Annotated in this window: 21 protein-coding genes and 1 tRNA gene; 10 read left to right on the top strand and 12 right to left on the bottom strand. The window is 72.9% G+C overall.

Features of this window, described 5'->3' with window-relative positions; genetic code table 11:
• Positions 1–55 precede the first annotated feature (55 nt).
• The 3 genes from OO54_RS26785 (at position 56) to OO54_RS26775 (ending at position 1957) form a co-directional block, all read left to right on the top strand.
• Positions 56–130: transfer RNA gene (locus tag OO54_RS26785), tRNA-Val, on the top strand.
• 633 nt (positions 131–763) lie between these two features.
• Positions 764–1183 (top strand): DUF6578 domain-containing protein, encoded by a 420-nt coding sequence (locus tag OO54_RS26780; RefSeq protein WP_033207307.1) that lies wholly within the window; start codon positions 764–766, stop codon positions 1181–1183.
• 216 nt (positions 1184–1399) lie between these two features.
• Positions 1400–1957 carry an SMI1/KNR4 family protein gene (locus OO54_RS26775; RefSeq protein ID WP_157856514.1) on the top strand — a complete coding sequence of 186 codons (558 nt, stop codon included), beginning with the start codon at positions 1400–1402 and terminating at the stop codon, positions 1955–1957.
• Positions 1958–2233: 276 nt separating this feature from the next.
• Here the strand turns inward: OO54_RS26775 and OO54_RS26770 are convergent, their stop codons facing one another.
• Positions 2234–3031, bottom strand: a complete 798-nt coding sequence (locus OO54_RS26770) for a pentapeptide repeat-containing protein (RefSeq protein ID WP_051787202.1) — start codon at positions 3029–3031, stop codon at positions 2234–2236.
• 192 nt (positions 3032–3223) lie between these two features.
• Entirely contained in the window at positions 3224–5833 is a 2610-nt protein-coding gene (locus OO54_RS26765; RefSeq protein WP_033207304.1) for an FAD/NAD(P)-binding protein, read from the bottom strand.
• Positions 5834–6205: 372 nt separating this feature from the next.
• On the opposite strand from OO54_RS26765, the gene OO54_RS26760 reads away from it, so the two are divergent.
• Both OO54_RS26760 and OO54_RS26755 read left to right on the top strand, forming a co-directional pair.
• Entirely contained in the window at positions 6206–6700 is a 495-nt protein-coding gene (locus OO54_RS26760; protein WP_033207302.1) for a DUF4231 domain-containing protein, read from the top strand.
• A gap of 156 nt (positions 6701–6856) precedes the next feature.
• Positions 6857–7684: an MBL fold metallo-hydrolase gene (locus tag OO54_RS26755; protein WP_033207300.1), complete on the top strand. Its 828-nt coding sequence runs from the start codon at positions 6857–6859 to the stop codon at positions 7682–7684.
• Here OO54_RS26755 and OO54_RS26750 read toward each other — a convergent pair.
• Positions 7626–8384 carry a GntR family transcriptional regulator gene (locus tag OO54_RS26750; protein ID WP_033207298.1) on the bottom strand — a complete coding sequence of 253 codons (759 nt, stop codon included), beginning with the start codon at positions 8382–8384 and terminating at the stop codon, positions 7626–7628. The genes OO54_RS26755 and OO54_RS26750 overlap by 59 nt on opposite strands.
• A 188-nt stretch (positions 8385–8572) precedes the next feature.
• Here OO54_RS26750 and OO54_RS26745 point away from each other — a divergent pair, with 188 nt between their 5' ends.
• Positions 8573–8797, top strand: a complete 225-nt coding sequence (locus tag OO54_RS26745; RefSeq protein WP_017239080.1) for a hypothetical protein — start codon at positions 8573–8575, stop codon at positions 8795–8797.
• Between the two features lie 215 nt (positions 8798–9012).
• Positions 9013–9273 (top strand): DUF2277 domain-containing protein, encoded by a 261-nt coding sequence (locus tag OO54_RS26740; protein WP_033207296.1) that lies wholly within the window; start codon positions 9013–9015, stop codon positions 9271–9273.
• Here OO54_RS26740 and OO54_RS26735 read toward each other — a convergent pair.
• From OO54_RS26735 to OO54_RS26725, 3 genes are all read right to left on the bottom strand, one after another.
• Positions 9233–9856 carry a DedA family protein gene (locus OO54_RS26735; protein ID WP_033207322.1) on the bottom strand — a complete coding sequence of 208 codons (624 nt, stop codon included), beginning with the start codon at positions 9854–9856 and terminating at the stop codon, positions 9233–9235. The two genes, OO54_RS26740 and OO54_RS26735, sit on opposite strands and share 41 nt — an antisense overlap.
• A gap of 543 nt (positions 9857–10399) precedes the next feature.
• Complete coding sequence (locus tag OO54_RS26730) at positions 10400–10891, bottom strand: DoxX family protein (RefSeq protein WP_033207295.1); 492 nt, start codon at positions 10889–10891, stop codon at positions 10400–10402.
• 208 nt (positions 10892–11099) lie between these two features.
• Positions 11100–11750, bottom strand: a complete 651-nt coding sequence (locus OO54_RS26725; RefSeq protein ID WP_033207294.1) for an HNH endonuclease family protein — start codon at positions 11748–11750, stop codon at positions 11100–11102.
• A 199-nt stretch (positions 11751–11949) separates the two neighbouring features.
• Between OO54_RS26725 and OO54_RS26720 the strand changes: the two genes are divergently transcribed.
• Entirely contained in the window at positions 11950–12717 is a 768-nt protein-coding gene (locus OO54_RS26720) for an ABC transporter permease (RefSeq protein ID WP_017239075.1), read from the top strand.
• A gap of 306 nt (positions 12718–13023) precedes the next feature.
• On the opposite strand, the gene OO54_RS26715 is transcribed toward OO54_RS26720, so the two are convergent.
• Positions 13024–13692, bottom strand: coding sequence for an HAD-IA family hydrolase (locus tag OO54_RS26715; protein ID WP_033207293.1), 669 nt, complete (start codon positions 13690–13692; stop codon positions 13024–13026).
• A gap of 144 nt (positions 13693–13836) precedes the next feature.
• Positions 13837–15126 carry a peptidoglycan-binding domain-containing protein gene (locus OO54_RS42530; RefSeq protein ID WP_157856513.1) on the bottom strand — a complete coding sequence of 430 codons (1290 nt, stop codon included), beginning with the start codon at positions 15124–15126 and terminating at the stop codon, positions 13837–13839.
• Between the two features lie 153 nt (positions 15127–15279).
• Here OO54_RS42530 and OO54_RS26705 point away from each other — a divergent pair, with 153 nt between their 5' ends.
• Positions 15280–17349 carry an MDR family MFS transporter gene (locus tag OO54_RS26705; protein WP_033207318.1) on the top strand — a complete coding sequence of 690 codons (2070 nt, stop codon included), beginning with the start codon at positions 15280–15282 and terminating at the stop codon, positions 17347–17349.
• A 28-nt stretch (positions 17350–17377) separates the two neighbouring features.
• Here OO54_RS26705 and OO54_RS26700 read toward each other — a convergent pair whose 3' ends face one another.
• Positions 17378–17863 carry a GNAT family N-acetyltransferase gene (locus OO54_RS26700; protein WP_033207292.1) on the bottom strand — a complete coding sequence of 162 codons (486 nt, stop codon included), beginning with the start codon at positions 17861–17863 and terminating at the stop codon, positions 17378–17380.
• Between the two features lie 44 nt (positions 17864–17907).
• On the bottom strand, positions 17908–18228 hold the full coding sequence (locus tag OO54_RS26695; protein ID WP_033207291.1) for an antibiotic biosynthesis monooxygenase family protein: 321 nt from the start codon (positions 18226–18228) through the stop codon (positions 17908–17910).
• Positions 18229–18240: 12 nt separating this feature from the next.
• Here OO54_RS26695 and OO54_RS26690 point away from each other — a divergent pair, with 12 nt between their 5' ends.
• On the top strand, positions 18241–19431 hold the full coding sequence (locus OO54_RS26690; RefSeq protein ID WP_051787200.1) for a serpin family protein: 1191 nt from the start codon (positions 18241–18243) through the stop codon (positions 19429–19431).
• A 184-nt stretch (positions 19432–19615) separates the two neighbouring features.
• On the opposite strand, the gene OO54_RS26685 is transcribed toward OO54_RS26690, so the two are convergent.
• Both OO54_RS26685 and OO54_RS26680 read right to left on the bottom strand, forming a co-directional pair.
• Positions 19616–20284, bottom strand: coding sequence for an O-methyltransferase (locus OO54_RS26685; RefSeq protein ID WP_017239068.1), 669 nt, complete (start codon positions 20282–20284; stop codon positions 19616–19618).
• The gene (locus tag OO54_RS26680; RefSeq protein ID WP_033207290.1) at positions 20281–21405 is read right to left on the bottom strand and encodes a DUF2330 domain-containing protein; all 1125 of its coding nucleotides are present in this window, start codon (positions 21403–21405) and stop codon (positions 20281–20283) included. Before OO54_RS26680 ends, OO54_RS26685 begins: the two co-directional genes overlap by 4 nt.
• Positions 21406–21408 lie beyond the last annotated feature (3 nt).

Raw genomic sequence — 21408 nt, 5'->3', positions numbered from 1 at the left:
CACACCGGTTTGCCCCACCCACCCCCGCCCCATGTACCCTGTGACTTCCTCACCCGGGTGCGTAGCTCAGGGGTAGAGCGCTGCTCTTACAAAGCAGATGTCGGCGGTTCGAAACCGTCCGCGCCCACCAGTGCGAAGGCCCCCTACCGATCTTGGTAGGGGGCCTTTGGTGTCCACGCCTGACATCTATGTCCATGGTCATCTGGGACCGGGGGCGGCTCTTGAGCAGCCGGTCCATGTGACTCACGGCCTCGCGCTGCGTGTCTTGGACGACGTGGGTGTGGATGTGCATGGTCACGGTGATCTGGCTGTGCCCGGGGAGGTCCATCACGGCGCGAGTGGGGCGCCGGTGGCGAGGGGGATCTACGCGATTTTCGGAACGCGGGAGACGACTCTGCCGAGGTGTTCATGCCCGACTGCGTCGGCCGCCTGGAGCAGGCGAGGCAGTGTTCGGTGGAGGTCGCGGGCAGTGACGAAGATGACGAAGAGGGGGCCTGAAGATTTTGGAGCCACTTGGGTACGGGTTTGCCGCCGTGGTGTGGGGCAGCCTCGTCGTGGCTCTGTTCGCAGGTGGGGTCGCCATGGTGCCGGCCGGCAGGTGGCGTCGGCGCGCCATCGCGGCTCTGGAAAGCGGAGGGCGGGCTGTCGAAGGGCGGCAGGGCCCGGGCCGGTCTGGCATCTCTCCCTGACATCGACAGTGCTGCTGCCGACAGTTCCGCCTGAGGTTCTCTGGAGGGTGTGCCGCTCGGCGGACAATGACGGCGTGACGTTGACGATTTGGGTCGATGACTGGCAGATGCAGTGCTGCGGAGCGAGCTTTGCGTCAGGGGACGTTGTCTCGTGGGGCCTGATGGAGGTCGATCCGGAGGACTACGCCGATATCGTCGGTAGTGAACGTGCGACTGAGATCGACTTCTGCGAGGAGCATCACGGCCGGGAGGGGGAGCAGGTGCCCACCCGGTTGGAGGTGCTGACGATCGCCGAGGTGCACTGCCGTTACGAGGTGCCCCGCGGTAGCGCGACCAACGTGTATCAACCCGTTTCGGGTACGACCGTGGTGGTTCCGGTCAAGGCAGCGGACGGGTGGGCGGAGGCCCAGCCAGACGTCCGCTTCGTGGGTTACTTGGTGACCGCCCGGCGTGCCGCAGACGGACCCGATGACGAGGCTGCTCGTGGTCGATGAGGGAGTCGGCGGGACGGGCTTCCTGCCCGGTCGCTGTACAGCGGTTCCGTACCGCAACCACGGCAACCGACCCCGTCGTCCAACAGCGACCCTGCGGGGTCGCAGAGCGGCCGGTACGACTCCCGCCGGCCGATCCGGTGCCGTGTAACGGGGCTTCGCATCAAGGGCGGCCTTGAGGAGGCTCGGCTGTCAGTGAGGTCTGGCAGGGTGCCCCTCATGAACGACCGACCTACGCCCGCGGCGGCGCGACTGCGGGAGCTGCTGGGTGAGCCGCCGTGCTGGGGATGGGCGCGGCCGCAGCTTTGGGAGGCGGCCGAGGAGCACCTAGGGGTGGCGCTGCCGACGGACTACAAGGCCTTCCTCGACTCGTACGGGCCGGGTTCCTTCGACGACCTCTTCTGGCTCGTCCGCCCGGTCGAGGGGACACAGGTCGAACTGGAGCAGATCTGGTCGATGTCAGGTCGGCCGCACCTCGATGACCCCGAGCGCACCCCGTTCCCCTTCCACCCCCACCCCGGCGGTCTGATCCAGTGGGGCGGGGGCGAGGACGGCACCACGTACTACTTCCTTCCCGAGGAGGAGGACCCCGACGACTGGCGCGTGGTGGTCGAGACGGAGGAAGGAGAGTGGCACGAAGCCCCTGGCCCCTTCACCGAGTTCCTCCTGAACTGCGTCGAAGGCCCCCACCGTCCGCCCTTCCTGGGGCGCTACCGCCCCGGCCCGACCCTGCGCTACCACCCGGAGTCCGAGGACGGCCCGGACCATCCCTGGTGAGCACCCGTCGGACATTTGGACACCCGGCACGTCCGCATGCAGCGGCGGCCGGCGGCCGTCGTTCTGCGGTACGGAGAGTTTGCCGACGACGTCATGGGACAGGGCATCGAGCTCGACCGTGTGTGCCGGACGCGTGCCGGATCGAGAGGTCAGCCACGGTCACTGGCGGGCCACCGCGGTGGTAGCCCTCTCGGCGGCCGTCGCGGTGCGCGGGCCGGCTGAGCGTTCCAGGGATGTCGGAGCGTTGTTGGTCGGGTGAGGTAAAGGGCTCCTGCATCAGGGATTGATGGGGAAGGACATGTCCTCCGGCGTGGTGAATTTCGTTCTCGTGCGATTGGTGCCGGCGAGGTTTGCGCCGGCGAGGTTGGCGAGTTTCAGGTTGGCGTCGGTGAGGTTCGCCTCTGAGAGGTCGGCTCCCGAGAGGTCGGCGCCGATGAGGTTGGCGCCGGTGAGGTTGGCTCGGGCGAGGTTCGCCCCCGCGAGGCGGGCGCCGGCGAGCTCGGCACCGGTGAGGTCCGCCCTGCGGAGGTCGGAGCGCATGAGGCGGCTGCCGATGAGGGTTGATCCGCGCAGATCTGCTTCGCTGAGCTGTGAGTCGGCCAGGTCTGCGCCATTGAGGGAAGTGTGGCTGACGTGCGCTTTTGAAAGGTCAGCGTGCGACAGGACAGCGAACCTCAGGTCGGAGTACGCAAGGTCGGCGTTTCCGAGACGCGGGTGGTCCAATCGCACAGCCCGGAGGTCGGAGAACTGCAGGTCGACCACGGCATCTGCATCCGGGTCCGGGTTTCGCCCGGCCAGTACGTTCACAGCCGCCTGGATGTCCGTGGGGGGTCTGTGATCGACACCCGTGTGCGCCCCCTTCGGATCCGGTGCGTGCTCGCGCACGTACGCCGACAGGACTGCGACGATGGTCGGCTGGTCGCGGGTCGAGTCCTGCATGATGCGTTGTAGCGCGTAGATGCCGCCGAGGCGGACGTCCAAGGTCTTGGACCCCAGATTTTGAACGGCGACGTTGAATCGGTTGGTGATCTGGCCGTGCTCGGCGAGCCGGATCTCATCCTTGGTCTGCCCCACGCTTGAACCCGCCTGTCTGACCGAGGCTGGTCGGCAGGACTCCACACGCAGCGAGACACCCCCCTCGTCGGGACGGTCCGGGCGGACGTGGACAGCAGGTGTCGGTGGTTCGGGGGCGTTCGGGTGAACCGGGGTGAGAAGGCCCCGGACCGGGTGGGGTTCGGGGCCTTCGGGGGGTGGTGGGGGTGGGGGTCAGGTGGGGAGTTGGGAGAGGAGGCGGAGGTCGCGGGGGGAGTGGGTGCGTTGGAGGCGGGCGTCGAGGAGGAGGCGGGCGGCGTCGGAGCGGCCGTCGGCGGTGAGGGCGTAGAGGAGGGTTTCCTCGACGACCTCGCGTTGGGCGGAGCTGCCGCCGACGCGGCGGAGGACGGGGAGGAGGGAGTGGAGGCCGAGGGCGGCTTCGTGGAAGCGTTCTTCGATCAGGGCGGTGAAGGCGTCGCAGAGGGGGGCGATGACGTCGCGTTGGACTTCGTCGGCGCCGGAGGCGTGGTCGCGGAGGCGGCGGAGGGCGGTGAGGTCGCCGGCGGCGGTGAGGGTGACGGCGGAGTGGAGGGCGGTGAAGGCGGTGGCGGGGCGTTCGAGGACGTCGGCCTCGACGGAGTCCAGGACGTCGGAGGTGGGCAGTTCGCCGCGCCAGCTGTCGCTGAGCCGGGCGCGCCAGAGGAGGGAGCCCGAGTCGACGAGGGCGCGGACGCCGGTGACGCGGCCGGGGGCGAGCTGGGCGAACCAGCGCCGGCGGACGGCGGCGGGGTCGTCCAGGGCGAGTTCGTGCAGGGCGATGTGCCAGGAGAAGTGGGCCCGGTGGACGGCGCCGCGGCCGCGGCCGGCGACCCAGCGTTCGAGCCAGTCGCGGCCCGCCCGGTGGGTGCCCGTCTCGTAGTGGACGTGGGTGAGGGCGTGGACGGCGTGACCGGAGGCGGGTTCGGCGGCGAGCGCGCGGTGGGCCAGCTCGCCGGCCTCGTGGAGGCGGCCCTGTTCCTGGCGGAGGAAGGCCAGTAGCGAGGTGTGGAACCAGTGGCCGTCGTACGCCGGTGACGTGCGCTCGACCAGGCGCAGGGCGTAGGCGTCGTCGAGGTCGTCGACGCCGGAGAACGCGATGGTAGGCACGGCCGCGGCCAGCGCCAGCGCGTCGGCAGGGTGCGCTTCGAGGTGCCGTACGAGCGCGGTGTCCCCGTTGTCGCCGTGGACGCGTCGGGTGACGACCTCGACGAACGAGCGCTCCCGTTCGTCGGCCCGTTCACGGGCACACCGCTGGGCCTCCGCCAGCGCCCGCGGTACGTCGACGGCGGCGCCGCACTCGTGCCCCAGCAGGGCGAGCGCCGCGTGCCCCAGGGCGAAGCCGGGGTCGAGGCCGACAGCCCGGCGGAGCGCGTCCTCGGCGCCCGAGCGGACCTTCAGGATGCGGTCGAGGCCGGTGCGGTACGCGGCCGCCGCCTCGGCGTGGGTCGACAGGGCGAGGCCGTGCCCGTCCAGCGGCCGGCGCGACGTACGGCGCCGCGGGGCGAGCGGCGCGAGCAGGGCCTGGGCGACCGCCGCCGCCTGGACGCGGATCTCCGGGACCGCCGTCGTCTCCCACAGCTCCCCGCGGCGCGGGGAGCCCAGCGTGTACAGCGGCAGACCGGTCCGCCCCTCGGCCGCGAGCAGCCGTCCGTCGAGCGTGGCCACCCCCATGCCGAGCGGACCCGGCACCGCCGTGCCGGACGCCAGCAGGGAACCCCACAGGCTCCCGTCGGGCCGCCGCCCCGGCCCCGTGCAGTCGATCACCCAGCCCACGTTCAGCTCCCGGTCGCCCGAGAGACCGACCGACAGGGACCCGTCGTCGAGGGCGGCCGCCCGCGTCACGCTCCCCGCGTGCACGACCAGCCGCTTCGCGGTACGGGCACGGGCCACGGCCTCCGCGGTCGCGGGCGCCATCCGGTGGCGGTGCGTGTTCCACAACGCCCCGTCCACGGCGATGAGTTCGGCCCGCTCCTCAAGCGTGAGGTCCTGCCACAGCCGCGCGGTGTGCGGTCGCAGACTGTCCAGCGCCGGCCGCCAGTCGCCGTGCAGGCGCACGGACCGGGCGACGTGGTGGCGGACGATGCGCCGCAGCTGCTCCAGCGACGAGCCGTACAGCCCTTCCGGCGCCTGCATGGGCCCCGCCGGGGTCAGCGCGTGCGGCTGGGGCAGCAGACCGTTGCGCGACACGGCGTGCACCGTACGGCCCGGGCGGTCGAGCGTGAGGGCGAGGTCGACGGCGGTCAGCCCCGTACCGACGAGCAGCACGTCGGCCCCGTCCGTCAGCGGCCCGTCCAACGCCCCGCTCGCCCACGGCGAGGCGATGAAGCCCGGCGCCTCCCGCAGCTCCCCGGGAGCCCAGGCCGCAGTAGGGCCGGCCGGGCCCGTGGCCAGGACCGCCGCGTCGGCGGTCAGCCGCGTACCGTCGGCCAGCCCGAGCAGCACCCTCCCGTCCGTCGTGCCGGCGCAGTCCTCGGCACGCGTGCGCAGTCGGCGCACCGACACCACCCCGTGCGCCCGCACGATGGCCTGCGCGAGCGTGTCGGCGAGGTAGGCGCCGTACCGGTAGCGGGTCGCGAAGTCCGCGCCCGTGACCGTGGGTTCGCCGTGCCGGCACAGCCAGCGGGTGAAGTGCCCCGGGTCGTCCGGGTAGCAACTCATGCCGCCGGTAGGCACGTTGAGGCGGTGCCCGGGGTCGGGAGTCGCGTACGCGACACCTCGTCCGGCCTCCGGCGCCGGGTCGATCAGGACCAGGTCGAGCGGGGTCCGGCGGCGCGTCGCCGTCTCACAGAGGTGGACCGCGGTCAGCGTGCCGTGTGGTGGGTGAGGTGTGCGGCGTGTACGGCTCGCGGTGTGGGCTCACGTAATCCTCCGGCATAGGTCGGCGGCGGAGCCGACGGGCAGCGCTCCGCCTTCGGGTCCTTCCGCGCTTTCCGATGGGATCGGTGGGGAAGTCATGCCGGGACAGGGATCTCATCGCGCGGTCGAGGAATGGTGGTGGTTCGGTCGCGAAGGGTGTCGGAGTGGTGACCGTACGGGGTCGGGAGGGCGCTCGGGAAGGGCGTGCGGGGCGCTTTGGCGGGAACAGGCACCGAGTTGACGGGAGTCCGGCGCGGCGGGTCTACTCCCGGCATGGCTGAGGTGGGGGACGTGCCCGAAACGGGCGTGCGGAGCGGTGAGATGACGCCGCAGAGGTACATGGAGAGCCGGCTCACGCAGTACCAGGAGTGGTACGACTCCAAGGCGACCCGGATGAAGGCGATGCATCTGCGGATGCGGACCGTGTCCGTCGTCGGTGGGGCCTTCGTGCCGGTGTTCGTGAACCTGGACCTGGTGTTCGCACGGGTCACGGCGACCGTCCTGAGCGTGGTCGTCGTCGCCGCGGTGTCGCTGGAGAGCGTGTACCGGTACCGGGAGCAGTGGAAGAACTACCGGTCGACCGAGCAACTCCTCGGTCATGAGCGGGTGTACTTCGAGGCCAAGGTGGGGCCTTACCAGAACCTGTCCAAACGGGAGGCCTTCTCCGTCCTGGTCGCCCGCGTCGAGAAGGCCATCGCCAACGAGAACTCGGCGACGCTGAACGTCATGACGCTCGGCGGGCAGGTCAACGCCGACGTTCAGCAGCACGGGATCCCGGCCGCCCGGCAGGACCCGGACCCGGACCCGGAGCCGTAAGTCGCGCCCGGACCCGGACCCGGAGCCGTGGTCGTGCCCGGATCCATAGTCGGATCCGTAGTCGGGGCCGGGGCCGGGGCCGGGGTCGGGGTTGTGGCCGTGGCCGCAGTCGTAGCCGGAGGGCAGCGTTTCGGCGTGTCTCACTAGACTCGTTCCATGGACAGCGACGCGCTGCGGATCACCGTCCTCGGGTCCGCCACCCCCTTTCCCCGGCCCGGCAACGCCTGTTCCGGCTATCTCGTCGAGGGCGGCGGAGCGCGGGTGTGGGTGGACGCGGGCAGCGGGACGCTCGGGGAGCTCCAGCGGTACGTGGACCTCGGCGACGTGGACGCCGTGTGGATCTCGCATCTGCACGCCGACCACAGCGCGGATCTCCTCACCGCCTTCTACGGGTTGGTGTACGCGGGACTCGACGTCGAGCTGCCCGTTCCCCTCTTCGGACCCGCGGGCACCGCCGACCGGCTCGCGGGTTTCCTCACCAACGGCGCCGTACGCAGCCCCGTCGAGAAGGCCTTCGCCGTCGACGAGTTGTACGACGGGCACGCCGTCCGGATCGGCGGGCTGACCCTCCGGTCCCGTGCCGTCGACCACGGCGGTCCCGCGGCCTTCGCCGTGCGCGTCGAGGACGCGGCGGGGCGCTCGCTCGTCTATTCGGGCGACTGCGAGCCGTGCCCGGCCCTCGTCGAACTCGCCCGGGATTGCGACTTGTTCGTCTGCGAGGCCGACGGTGAGGTGCCGGGACACCACTCGGCCGCGCAGGCGGGCAGGAGCGCGGCGGCCGCACGTGCCGGCTGCCTCGTCGTGACCCATGTGGGGCCCGGGACGGAGCCCGCCGAGGCGGTCGCGCTCGCCGCAGCCGAGTTCTCCGGGGAGGTCGTCCACGCGGATCCCGGGGCGCGGTTCGAGGTCGGAGCGGCGTGCGGGGTCATGCGTCGAAGTCGTACTCCAGGACGTACGACGACGAGTCCAGCGTCATCTCGTTGAGTTCCACGGCCACGCCGGGGCCGGTGAAGGCCGTGCGTCCGATCAGGACCACGGGTGTGCCGAACTCCAGGGAGAGCCGGTCCGACTCGTCGGCCGTCGGCATGCGGCAGCGGATCTCCTCGCGGAAGCGGACGGGGCGGTGGCCGAGCTCGGTGAGCCGGGCGTAGGTGCCGCCGGGGCCGGTGTCCGGCTGTGTGATCGGCGTACCGCGGACCAGCTCGGCGGAGAGGTACGAGACGGAGAGCAGCACCGGTTTCGTGTCGAGGACGAAACGGCGGCTGCGGACGCACACGGGCGCCCCCGGCGCCAGGTTCAGCGCCCCCGCGACCCGGGCGCCGGCCTCCGTCTCGCCCACCTCGATCTGGTCGACGACGAGGTCCCGGTCCTCCACGTCCGCCGACCACACCGAGCGGCCGTTGCCCCACTGTTCGCCGGAGAGGCGCGGGATGCCCCGGCGCCGCAGCGGGCGGAAGGCGCGGACGAAGACCCCGGCGCCCTTGCGGGCCTCGGCGAGGCCCTCGTTGCGCAGGACGGAGAGGGCCTGGCGGGCCGTCATCCGGGCCACCTCGTACGTGGTCATGAGGTCGTTCTCGCCGGGGAGCCGGTCGCCCGGCGCGAAGGCGCCTGACTGGATCGCGGTTCTCAACTCGTCGGCGATGCGCTGGTACTTGGGCCGGCGAGCGCTGTCCTGGTCAGTCACGGGTGGACCACTCCCTTCATCTGCGGGACACCCTACGGCGGACCCCCGGACCAGGGTGCACAGGCGTACGCCGTCCCACGCGGTCGATCCATCCATCGGGGGACATCTCTAGAGATACGTTGACAGCGGGGGGCCGTCGGGCTTCTCTGGTTCTCCCCAGAATTCAGGATTCGGGACGGAGGGGATGCGTGCAGCCACTGCCCGAGGTCGGTGACCTCGTCCGCGACACCGCCACGGGGCGGGTCGGTTTCTATGTGGAGAGCGTCTCCGGGCGCTTTCTGATCCGGGCCGTCCACGGAGGCGCCGAGTGGGAGGCCGAACCCCTCGACGTCCAGCCCGCCACACCCCTGCGCGAGCTACGCGCCCGCGCCGCCGAGATCAACGCGCGGAGCAGACGCGGCTTCGGGGGCTGACCGGAGCCGGGGCCGGTGCGGGGTGCGGGCCGGGGGCCGGGGACTGGTGGTAGGGCGCCGGATCGGGGTGCGAGCCGAAGGCCGGGTGTGCCGGGGCCGGATCGGGGTGCCGGCCGGAGCCCGCTGTAGGCCGGTGGGGGATGGGCACGCATGCGGCCGTGGGTGCGTGACCTGGGACGACGGCGGTTGTCAGTGGTGCGCGCCACACTGGAGGCATGTGCCGCAGCATCAAGACGCTTCGCCCGCCCGCGCTGCCCGAGGAAGCGACCGAGGACGACATCCGGGCCGCCGCCCTGCAGTACGTCCGCAAGGTGTCCGGCTTCCGGGCCCCCGCCGCCCACAACCGGGAGGTGTTCGACCGGGCCGTGGCCGACATCGCGGAAGCCACCGCGAGACTCCTGGACGGCCTTGAGGTGCGCGGGGCGCACCCCGGTGTCAGGAGGCGGGCGCCGGAGCCGCAGCCGGACGCCGTATGACGTACGCGGCGAGGCCGCCCGCGAGGAACAGCGCCAAGGTCGACACCCCTGCGCTGAACCAGGTCGCGCCCAGCCACTGACCGCCGAGCCAGCCGAGACCGACGCTGTACGACGCCCACGTCACGCCCGCCAGCGCCGACCACGGAAGGAACTCCTCGATCCGCCGCTTCGCCGCGCCCGCGCCCAGCGACACCACGGAACGGCCGGCCGGGGCGAACCGCGCCAGCACCACGAGCAGCCCGCCGCCCCGGGCGAGCGCCGTGCCGAGACGTTCCTGCGCCACCGACAGGCGCCGCGAGCGAGCTATCGCCCGGTGCAGCCTGGCGCCGCCCCGCCGTGCCAGGCGGTACGCGAGGAAGTCGCCGAGCACCGAGGCCGAAGCCGCGCAGAGCAGCAGCGGGAGCAGGGAGGGGACGTCGGTCGACGTCGCGGTGGCCGTTGCCGCCGCCGTCGCGGCGGTGATGACCAGGAAGCCGCTCGGCAGTACGGGCAGGAAGACGTCGAGCAGGATCGACGCCGCCACCACCGGGTAGATCCACGGGCCGGCGGTCAACGACCGCAGCGAGCCGAGGCTGTCGAGCAGATTCACAGGGCCAGAGCCTACGCGGACCCGCCGACCCGCCCGCCGGGTGGGTGCCACGAGCCGACGGCCGGCCCACCGACCCTCGACCGGGGGCCGAGTGGGAGGCGTATGGGGCGAGGGGACGAGCGGGGGTCGCGCGGGGCCGGGCGGGCCGAGCGGGTGGGGCCCGGCCGGGGCGGGGTGGTCTCGAGCGGGTGTCCGTGCCGGGGCGGCTGGGTGCGGCCGGGGCCCCGGGTTCGGGTGCGGGAAAGGCCGGAAACCGTGCTGCGGTTTCCGGCCGGTACCTGTAGCGGGCCCTGCCGGGGGGCCGCTGGCCGTGCCCGCTCGGGTGGCGACCGCACGGCCCCGTGGCCGTACGAACCCGTGGTCGTACGACCACGACGGCGTACGACCCCGACGGCGTGGCCGTACGGCCCCGATGGTGAAGCCGTACGGCCACGCGCTCGGCCGCGCTCCGGCCGGGGTCGGCGCGCTCGTGTGGAGGCTGCCGTGGTCGGGCTGCGCCGGGTGGGTCCCGGCGGGCGGCAGGTGGGTCGTGTTGCGTCAGGCCGCGATCGGGGCGCTCTGGTTCTGCTGTTCGTCGCGGGTCGGGGCGGTGGTGCCGGTACGGGTGGGGAGGAGGCGGTCGAGGGCGAGGGCGCCGGGGCCGGTGAAGACGAGGAGGACGAAGGCCCAGCAGAAGAGGGCTGCGGTCTCGCCGCCGTTCTGGAGGGGGAAGAGGGACTCGGGCTGGTGGACCTTGAAGTAGGCGTACGCCATCGAGCCGGAGGCGAGGAAGGCGGCGCTGCGGGTGCCGAGGCCGGCGAGGACGAGGACGCCGGCGACGAGCTGGATGACGGCGGCGTACCAGCCGGGCCAGGTGCCGGTCGGGACCGTGCCGCCGCCGCCCATGGCGCCGCCGAGGACGCCGAAGAGCGAGGAGGCGCCGTGGCAGGCGAAGAGGAGGCCGACGACGATGCGGAAGAGGCCGAGCGCGTACGGCTGGGCCTGGTTCAGGCGGCCCGCGAGCGGGGCAGGGGTGTTGACGGGGGACATGGGGGAACTCCTTCGGCCTGACCCCGTCCGTGGGGAACGGGGCGTGGGGGACGGATACCGATGAGGCCGTAAGGTTAGGCACCCCTCACTAGTGCTTGCAAGTTCAACATTCGGCCACCGGGGAGCGTGTGGCGAGGCTCACTCCCCGGTGGCCGTCGCCACGGGCGGTGCCCCGCCCGTGGCTGACGCGAATTCAGGGGTGATGCGATCAGCAGCCGTTGAGGACGGACTGCAGGGCGCTCTTCTCCGCGGAGTCGACGCTGAGGTTGTAGTAGTACTTCACCTGCACCCAGGCGCGGGTGTACGTGCAGCGGTACGACGTCACCGACGGCAGCCACTTCGCCGGGTCGAGGTCGCCCTTCGCCTGGTTGACGTTGTCCGTCACGGCTATGAGCTGCGGCCGGGTCAGGTCGTTCGCGAAGGCCTGGCGCTGGGCGGTGGTCCACGTGTTGGCGCCCGAGCGCCAGGCCTCGGCGAGCGGGACCATGTGGTCGATGTCGATGTCGGAGGCGAGGGTCCAGGTGGCGCCGTCGTACGGCGAGTACCAGCTTCCGCTGGTCGCGGCACAGCTGGAGTCGGTCACCACGTTCACGCCGTCGCGCTTGAGGACGGTCTCGCGCGTGTTGCAGGTGCCGGACTGGGTGATCCAGTGCGGGAAGAGGTCCCGGCTGTAGCCCGAGGTGGAACCTTCCGTCTTGACGGTGAGCGCGGCCAGGTAGGTGCGGGCCGTCGAGGCGCTCACGGGGGTCGGCATGGCGGCCTGGGCGGCCGGGGCGGTCGTGAGCAGACCGGTGAGGGTGAGGGCCGCGGAGGTGGCGAGGACGGCGAATCGACGCGCGTAGATGCTGCCGACGGGCATGGGAACTCCCTTGAGGTGTGGGGACCTTGGCTGTTCGCCGTCCCCGTGGGTGCCGGGCGGCGGCCCGGTCATCGTGGCGGCGCGAGGTTTCCTTGCGGGGTGCGCCAGGTAACAGGGTGGCGACATGGGCACGTCACATCAAGGGGTGCGGCGTGCCTGATGGGGCGCCAGATTCTGCCCCGCGCCCTACGGTTGACCTGTGCTTCTGGATGTGAACGTCACCTTCGGGGCGGTTCTGGCCGTTCTGCTCGCGCTCGCCGCGGCCGTCGTCGCCGTCACCCGCCTCGGCCGGGCGCGGGACACCCTCCTCGCCGGCGGCCGGGCCGCCGTCCAGCTCGTGGCCGTCTCGCTCGTGATCGGGTGGGTGGTGCGCTCCGTACCGCTGCTGCTCTGCTTCCTGCTGCTGATGTACGCGGTCGCGGTACGCACCGCCGGGCGCCGCGTCGTCCCCGCGCCGGGGCCCGGCTGGTGGTGGGCGGGCGTGCCGATCGCCGCCGCGGTGGCCCCCGTCGTCCTCGCGCTGGTCGCCACCGGACTCGTACCGGTGAAGGGCGTCACGCTCGTCCCCGTGACCGGCATCCTCGTCGGCGGCGCGCTCACCGCCACCGTCCTCGCGGGGCGGCGCGCGCTCGACGAACTGGAGACGCGGTGGGGCGAGGTGGAGGCGGGTCTGGCCATCGGGCTCGCCGAGCGCGAGGCCCGGCTCGAGGTGGCGCGCCCCGCCGCGGCGGACGCGCTGCTCCCCGGCATGGACCAGACCCGCACGGTCGGCCTCGTCACCCTGCCCGGGGCCTTCGTGGGCATGCTGCTCGGCGGCGCGTCGCCGCTGCACGCGGGCGCCGTCCAGCTCTTCGTCCTCATCGCCCTGCTCGCGGTCCAGGCGGTGGCCGCCGCGACGGCCCTCGAACTGGTGGCGCGTGGCCGGCTGGTCCGGCCGCGCGCGGGGGAGGGGAGTCCGGTCGCGTAGGGGTGGTCGGGCGGGGGTGGTCGCGTGGGGGTGCTGAGCGCCCGGAGGAGCGAGTGCGCGAAGGCGCGGGCGCGCGGAAGTGTGGGCGCGCAGAGGTGTGGGCGCGCAGAGGTGCGGGCGCCCGGAAGTGCGGGCACCCGGAGGTGCGGGTGCGCACAGGCGCTGGGGAGCAGAGGCGCGGGCGCCCGGAGGCGATGGGCGTCCTTGGGGAGGCCTCCGCCGCTCGGCAGCCGGCGTCCGCCCCTCAGCTGCCCGCGTCCGCCCCTCAGCTGCCCGCGGGGGCCGCTCGGCTGCCGGCGGTGGCCGCTACGTCAGGACCGTGAGCGTGATCGACCCGTCGGGGGCGGGGGTGACGCGGAGGTGGGTGAGGTCGGGGACGTGCAGGTCGGGGGCGAAGGCGGCGGCGCGGGGGCCGACGCCGACGATGCGCATGCCGGCGGCGCGGCCCGCCTGGATGCCGGCCTCGGAGTCCTCGAAGACCACGCAGTCCGCCGGGTCGAAGCCCAGCTCGGCCGCGCCCTTGAGGAAGCCCTCGGGGTCCGGCTTGCTGGCGCCGACGCTCTCGGCGGTGACCCGGGTGGTCGGCATGGGGAGTGCCGCCGCGCCCATCCGTGCCTGGGCGAGGGCCTCGTCGGCCGAGGTCACCAGGGCGTGCGGGAGGTCGGCGATCGCGGCCAGGAAGGCGGGGGCGCCGGGGACGGGGACGACGCCGTCGAGGTCGGCGGTCTCCTCGGCGAGCATGACCCGGTTGTCGGCGTGGTTCTCCGCCATCGGGCGGTCCGGGAGGAGGACGGCCATCGTCGCGTACCCCTGGCGGCCGTGGACCACCTTGAGCACCGCGTCCCCGTCGAGGCCCTGTCGGTCGGCCCAGCGTCGCCAGCAGCGCTCGACGACGGCGTCCGAGTTGACGAGGGTGCCGTCCATGTCGAGGAGGAGGGCGCGGGCGGTGAGCGGTGCCGGGGTGGTGGCGGCCATCGGGTCTCCAGAGGGGGTGGCGCGGAGAACGAAGCGGTCCCGCCCACCGGTCAGGGATTGCGGGCGGGGCCACTTTGTTCTTTCACGATACAAAACCGGGGGCCGACTTGGCCAACCCGTCCGCCTGTCGGGATCGCCCGGGCCTCAGATCTCGGGGGTCGCCGCCTCCAGATGGCTGCGCGTGAAGGCCCCGTACACGCCCTCGGGGTCCGTCTGGGGGTAGAGCCAGCGCTGGTAGGTGGCCACCGCCTCCTCGACCTCCCGGGTGTACTTCCCGTTGATGCGGCCGTCGTAGATCCACAGCGCCTGGAGCCGCAGCTGGAGCTCGCGCACCTCGGATCCGGTGGCGCCGAGGCTCAGGGTGACCGCCGCCTCCTCCGTCTGCTGCGGCGGCTGCGCGGACGGGCTGGACGTCGTCGGTGCCGACGTCGGGGCGGCCGGAGCGGTGGCCGGCGGCGCGGCGGGGGCCGTCGTCGACGGGGCGGAGCTCGCGGTGGTGCGGTTCGCGGAGGGCGTGGGGGACGCGGACGTCCGGGTCGGGGTCGGCGAGGAGGACGACGGCTCCGGGGTCTCGGAGGAGGGGGACGGCGCCTCCGACACCACGACGTTCAGGGACGCGCTCGTCGTCACCTCCGGCACGGCCGCCCGGTCGTCGCCCTCGTCCCCGCCGCCCAGGACCGCCGCCGCCAGGGCCGCGGTCCCCGCCACGGCGACGGCCGCCACCGCGGCGACCACCGCGCCGCGACGCCGGCCCCGCGCCCGCTCCCCGCCGTGCGTCGGCGGCACGTCGCCCACGCCGCGGAGCAGCAACGGCATCGTCTCGGAGGGGTCGCCCACGGTGCCGGGGTACGCGCCGTCCGGGTACCCGTCGCCCGCGAAGGCGTCGGGACGGGTCTCCGCCGGGCGCGCACCGAGGCGCGCGTCGTGATCGGGATCGGCTGCGTACGCGCCGGGGTGCGCGTCCTGAGCGGGCTCGGCCCCGTACGCGCCGGGGTACGCGTCCTGGCCGGGCGTCGCCGGGTACGTGTCGGGGCGGGTCCCTCCGGGGCGCGCGCCGAGGGGGCCCTGGCCCTCCGGCCGGATCGCCGACAGCTGGGCGGTCGGCGGATCATCCGGCGCGTACGCGGGAAGGTACGCCGTCGCGTCCCCGTCCGAGCCCCCGCCGGTGTGCGGCGTCCCCGCGTCTCCGTGCGGCGCCCGAGCGTCCCCGTACGGCGTCCCCGCGGCCCCGGCCCCGGAGCCGTACGGCGCACCCGCGCCCCCGGCCGCCGCGGGCTGCGGCTTCTGCGGGCCCTCCTGGCGCTCGGGTGCGTCCAGGGTCACGTAGGGCCTGATCCGCAGGGGATCGAAGTCCTCGGCGGCGGCTATCGCCGCCTGGGCGCAGGCGCAGCCAGGTCTGTGTACACCGCATTCAGGACAGACGTGTCCGGTCATGATGGGTCCCCTCCCCGATACAACTGCGAGCGATTATGCAGCCCGCCCCCTTCCGGCGGGTGAACAGGCGTGCCCTTCCACAGGCCATAACCGGACATTCGGACCAGGATGAAGGGGCTGCCCACGGCGCTGGAGACGGAGACGGAGACGCCCATGGCCCAGGAGACCCGCCCGCCCGAACCGGCCGCGGCGCCCGCGCCGGGGGAAGGGCAGCGTCACCGCACGGTCCTCGTGGCGATCGGCGCGCTGCTGCTCGGCATGCTGCTCGCCGCCCTCGACCAGACGATCGTGTCCACCGCGCTGCCGACGATCGTCAGCGAACTCGGCGGCATGGAGCACCTCTCCTGGGTGGTCACCGCCTACATGCTCGCGTCCACGGCGGCGACTCCCCTGTGGGGCAAGCTGGGGGACCAGTACGGGCGCAAGAAGCTCTTCCAGGGTGCGATCGTCCTCTTCCTCATCGGCTCGGCCCTCTGCGGCATCGCCCAGAACATGCCGCAGCTCATCGCCTTCCGCGCGGTCCAGGGACTGGGCGGCGGCGGACTCATGGTCCTGTCGATGGCGATCGTGGGCGACCTCGTCCCGCCCCGCGAACGCGGCAGGTACCAAGGCCTCTTCGGCGCCGTCTTCGGCGCCACCAGCGTCCTCGGCCCGCTCCTCGGCGGCCTGTTCACCGAGCACCTCACCTGGCGCTGGGTCTTCTACATCAACCTGCCGATCGGGATCGTCGCCCTCTTCGTGATCGCGGCCGTGCTCCACATCCCGGTGCGCTCCACCCGGCACACCATCGACTACCTCGGCACCTTCCTCATCGCCTCGGTCGCCACCTGCCTGGTCCTGGTGGCCTCGCTCGGCGGCACCACCTGGGCGTGGGGATCGGCGCAGATCATCGGACTCGCCGTCCTCGGAGCCGTACTCCTCGTGTGGTTCGTGTACGTGGAGCGGCGGGCCGTCGAACCCGTGCTGCCGCTCAAGCTGTTCCGGATCAGGACCTTCAGCCTCGTCTCGGTCATCAGCTTCGTGGTCGGCTTCGCGATGTTCGGCGCGATGACCTATCTGCCGACCTTCCTCCAGGTCGTGCAGGGCGTCACGCCGACCATGTCCGGCGTCCACATGCTGCCCATGGTCCTCGGCATGCTGATCACCTCGACCGCCTCCGGCCAGATCGTCTCGCACACCGGCCGCTGGAAGGTCTTCCCCGTCACCGGCACCTTCCTCACCGGCCTCGGGCTGCTCCTCCTCCACCGGCTGACGGAGACCAGCTCGACCTGGGAGATGAGCGTCTGCTTCTTCGTCTTCGGCGCCGGCCTCGGCCTGGTCATGCAGGTCCTCGTCCTCGTCGTGCAGAACGCCGTCGCCTACGAGGACCTCGGCGTCGCCACCTCCGGAGCCACCTTCTTCCGCTCCATCGGGGCCTCCTTCGGCGTCGCCGTCTTCGGCACCGTCTTCACCGGCCGCCTCACCGGCAAGCTCGACGCCGTCTTCGCCGCCGCGACCGCCGCCGGACAGGATCTGCCCCCGGGCGCCGGCTCCCAGCAGGTCGCCGCCGACCCGCGCACCATCGCCGAACTCCCGCCCGAACTGCGCCCCGCCGTGCTCCACGCGTACGCCACGTCCATCACCGACGTCTTCCTGTACGCGGTGCCGGTCGTCCTCGTGGCCTTCGTCGTCGCCTGGTTCCTCAAGGAGGACAAGCTGCGGGCCTCGGTCACCGCGCCCGACCCGAGCCAGACCCTCGCCTCCAACCCGGTCGAACGCTCCTCGTACGAAGAGTGCGCCCGCGCCCTGTCCCTCCTCGGCTCCCGCGAGGGACGCAAGGCGATCTACGTGAAGATCACCGACCGCGCCGGGCTCGACCTCCTGCCCGCCGCGAGCTGGCTGCTCCTCCGCGTCCGCCGCCACGGCACCGTCGAACCCGCCCGCCTCGCCGAGACCACGCCGGTACCCCTGCGGGTGATCACCGAGGCCGCCCGGCAGGTGGAGGAACGACGCCTGGTCACCCGCGAGGGCGTCCAGCTCATCCTCACCGAGGACGGCGTGCGGGCGGCGGTTGCGCTCGCCAAGGCGCGCGAGGAATCCCTCGCCGAGCTCCTCGGCGACTGGTGGGGGCCCGACCGGCCCACCGACCTGGTGAGACTCGTGGAGGAGCTCACGGCCGAGCTCTGCGGCTCGGACGGGGAACGACCCCACAGACCCGAGCCGCCACGCGACCACCGCGCCTAGGGGATGTCCTGTCGGTCGGGCCGGTCGCTCAGAGCTCCTTGCCGTACCAGATCTCCATGTACGGGCCCGAGCAGTACGCCGGGATCTCCCCGTACCCATGCCGCGTGTACAGGGCGCGCGCCTCGACCAGGTCGAGCCGTGTGTTGAGGACCGTCCGCCGAGCGCCGAGGGACCGGGCCGCGTCCTCCAGGCCGTCCATCAGGAGGTCGGCGCCGCCGAGGCCGCGGAACGCGTGGCGGATGAACACCCGGGTCAGCTCGGCCCGTTCGGCGTCCAGGAGGATGATGCCGCCGCATGCGGCCGGCTCGCCCGCGTGGCGGCCGACGAGGAACTGCCCTGCGGGCGGGGCCAGCAGATCGAGCCCGTCGTTCAGCATCTCCTCGTTGTACTCGTCCTCGGTCACCACCCGCCGGAAGTACCGGCCCGCGACATCGCCGTAGTAGTCGCGCCGCAGCGCCGTCGCGTCCGGGGTGTCGACGCGCTCAGGAGAGAAGATCCAGGTCATGCGGGCCATTCTGCGACCCGCACGACCGGACCCGCCTCCCGATTATCCGCGTGCTACTTCGGCGACGCCTGCTGCACGACCTCGAACGACCACAGCGTCGAACCGGACGCGGCCGGCTTGGGCCGCTCGCCGCCCTCGCCCCCACCCTGGTGCGCCGCCTGCATGGAACCGCTCATCCACGCCTGGAAGTCCTCCTCACTGCGCCACCGGGTGTACACCAGGTACTGGTCCGTCCCCTCCAGCGGCCGCAGCAGCTCGAACCACTCGAACCCGTCGGACCCCTCCACGGCCCCGGCCCGAGCCGCGAAACGCTGCTCCAGCACCTCACGCTGCTCGGCGGGAACGGTCAGGACGTTGATCTTCACGATGCTCATAGGGGGCAGGATATGACTCACGGACCCACCCTCCTTCCGGCACACGCGACCCACGCGGTACGGGCGCTGGCCGCGCGGTGGCTGCCGCGGCTCGGCGACGGGGACTTCGTGGTGTCGCCGGTGGGACTGTGGCTGGCGCTGGGGGCGGTGGCCTCGGGGGCGCGGGGGCGGACCGGGGCGGAGCTGGGGGAGTTGCTGGGGGTGGAGGGGGAGGGGGCCGCCGAGGCGGTGACCCTGGTCGGGCGGCGGCTCGCGGCCGAGGGCGGGGTGGCGGTGGCGACCGGCGTGTGGAGCAGGCTGCCGGTGCTCGACGGGTTCAAGCGGGCGCTGCCGGGGGTGCGGTTCGGGGTGCTGCCGGGGGCGGTGTGGTTCGCCCTGCCCGACGACGTGTTCGGGGCGACCGACGACATGTCGCTCGGGGACATCCCGGACGCGCAGGCGGAGCTGGACGCGTGGGTGCGGGCCGCGACCGGCGGACGGATCAAGGGACTGCCGCTGGACCTGGACGGTTCCGAGGACCTCGTCCTCCTCGACGCGCTGGCCCTCAAGGCCTCCTGGCGGACGGCCTTCCCGGGCCACCTCACCCGCGAGGAGCCGTTCACCGACGGGTACGGCGACACCCGGCCCGTGCCGACCATGCGGCAGCGGATCCCGGCTTCGTGGGTCTGGTACGCGGACGGGGTCACCGTGGTGGAACTGCCCTGCGCCGGGGAGGGCGGCGGGGGCGGCGGTCCTCTGGTGCGGTTCGTGCTCGGCGCGGAGGGGGCCGGGCCCGGAGAGGTGCTGCCCGCCGCCTGGGCGGAGCCGGGGGAACGGAGGGGGCTCGTGGCCGACTCGGCGGAGCTGCTGCTGCCGCGCTTCACGCTGCGTACGAAGACCGACGCGAAGGAGCATCTGGCCGCGCTCGGCCTCGACCGGGCGCTGCGGTCCGGGGCGGACTTCTCGGGGCTCTCGGCGGCGGACCTGTACATCGGCAAGGTGGTGCAGGAGGCCGTGGTCGAGGTCGCCGAGGAGGGGGTGGAGGCGGCCGCCGTCACCCAGGTGACGATGACCCGAAGCGCCGCCCCGCCGCGCCACAAGGCGGTCGAACGGATCGTGTTCGACCGGCCGTTCGGGGTCGTGGTGCTCGACGGCGCGGGCGAGCTGCCGCTCTTCGCCGGGTGGCGGTCAAGCGCTCCGGGGGAGTCGGCGGTGTCCGGCTGACGGAGGTGGCCGCGGGTTCGGTGCTCGGCCTGAGGGAGGTGGCCGGGGTCCGGTGGTGTCCGGCTGACGGGAGGCGGCCGGGGTCCGCGCCCGCTCGCCTGGTGAGCGGCGGGCGGGCGCGGACCCCGGACCGCCGGGTGTGTCAGTCCGTGAGGCGGGCGCGGACCCCGGTCCGTCGGGTGTGTCAGTCCGTGACGCGGGCGAGGAGGAGGCCGTCGTAGCCCTTGGTGCCGACCGTCTGGAAGGCCGTGGCGTCCAGGCGGGGTTCGCGGGCGACGAGGTCGAACATGTCGCGGGTGCCGGTGACGGCGGGGTCGTCGGGGTGCGGGGTGGCGATCCTGCCGTTGCGCACCACGTTGTCGACGATGATGACCGTGCCCGGGCGGGAGAGCTTGAGGGCCCAGGTCACGTAGTGCGGGTTGTTGACCTTGTCGGCGTCGATGAAGACGAGGTCGAAGGGGCCCGCGCCTTCCGCCTCCAGCTGGGGGAGGGAGTCGAGGGCGGCGCCCGTGCGGACCTCGACGATCTTGTCGAGGCCGGCGCGGGCGATGTTGGCGCGGGCGACGTCCGCGTGGGCGGGGTCGTATTCGAGGGTGACGAGGCGGCCGTCGGCGGGCAGGGCGCGGGCCAGCCAGATGGTGCTGTAGCCGCCGAGGGTGCCGATCTCCAGGATGTTCCGGGCGCCCTGCATCCGGGCGAGCAGCTGGAGGAGCTTGCCCTGGTTGGGGGCGACGGCGATCTCGGGCAGGCCGGCGGCGGTGGAGTCGGCGAGCGCGGCCGTGAGGGCGTCGTCGGCGGGGGCGATCGTGTCGGTGAAGTAGTCGTCGACTTCGGTCCACTGAGGATTCGTCATGCGATCGAACGTACACCGGTGGCGGAGCGTGACCGGCGTCGTTTCGCGCGTACGGCCAGGAGCGTCGCGAGTGCGGCGACCAGGAGTCCGCCGCCCACCGTGAGGAGCCAGGCCGGGATTCCGCCGCCGACCGTCAGGAGGCGGTCGGTGTAGGCGACCTCGCGGTACGGGGTGTCGGCGACGGTCCGCAGGTGGTGGTCGTCGTCGATGCGCTCGGGGCGCGGGAACTCCTGCTCCAGGGCGGTGAGATGGACCGGCTTGCCGCCGGTGAGCAGGGCGAGCGCGTGGCTCTCGTCGCCGTCGATCCGGCCCGCGAAGGTGACCTCGGGGCGGTCGCCGCCGATGGGGGAGCGGGGTTCCATGCGGTGGTCGGCGAGGATGTACAGGCCGAGCGTCTGCGGTGTGGTGGCGAGGCGTGAGAGCCGCATGGGGTAGACGAGTTCGGTGGAGGCGAAGCTGATCCGCAGCGGGGACAGCTTGCCGTGGAGGGCCGCGCCCTTCTCGTCGGGGGCGAGGCGGACGGCGACGTACTCCCACTTGCGTTCGACGTACGGCTGGAGGGCGCCGGGGAGCCGCTCGGGCAGCTCGAAGCCGTTGGTGTGCAGCCACTCGCCGAGGGCGTCGGGGTCGGTGGCGGTCAGCCGGGCGACGTCGAAGGGGCCGAGGCGGGCGCGGCCGACGACGCCGACGCCGGTGCCCGGGGCGGACGGGGCGGCACCGGCCGAGCCGTCCCCCCACGGGTCGTCGAACGGCCAGTCGCCCTCGCGCGGCCAGAAGTAGTACCGGTCGCGTTCCTCGGGTGCGGTGAGCGATTCGAGGGCGTCGAAGAGGGCCGGCTCGCCGAGGGTGACCTCGGCTCGGCTCGGCACCGGCATGATCCAGGCGGCCTTGCGGGCGTTCCCGTGGACGTTGAACCGCATGACGACGGTCTCGGTGCGGCCGTCCCAGTGGACGGCCGACTCCTCGCGGTCGACGCCGATGCGCTCGGACTTGTCCGGGATCATCGCGCCGCAGCCGCAGGCGTACGCCGGTGCGACCAGTGAGCCGAGCTGGAGCATGAGCAGCGCGATGAGCGTGGTCAGGATTCTGGTGGCCGGATCGCTTCCGTGTGTCCCCCGCATGTC

The sequence above is a fragment of the Streptomyces wedmorensis genome (assembly GCF_000716445.1).
Classification (GTDB): domain Bacteria; phylum Actinomycetota; class Actinomycetes; order Streptomycetales; family Streptomycetaceae; genus Streptomyces; species Streptomyces wedmorensis.
Note: the sequence above shows the minus strand (reverse complement) of the source record. Positions and strands in the feature narration are given on the sequence as shown.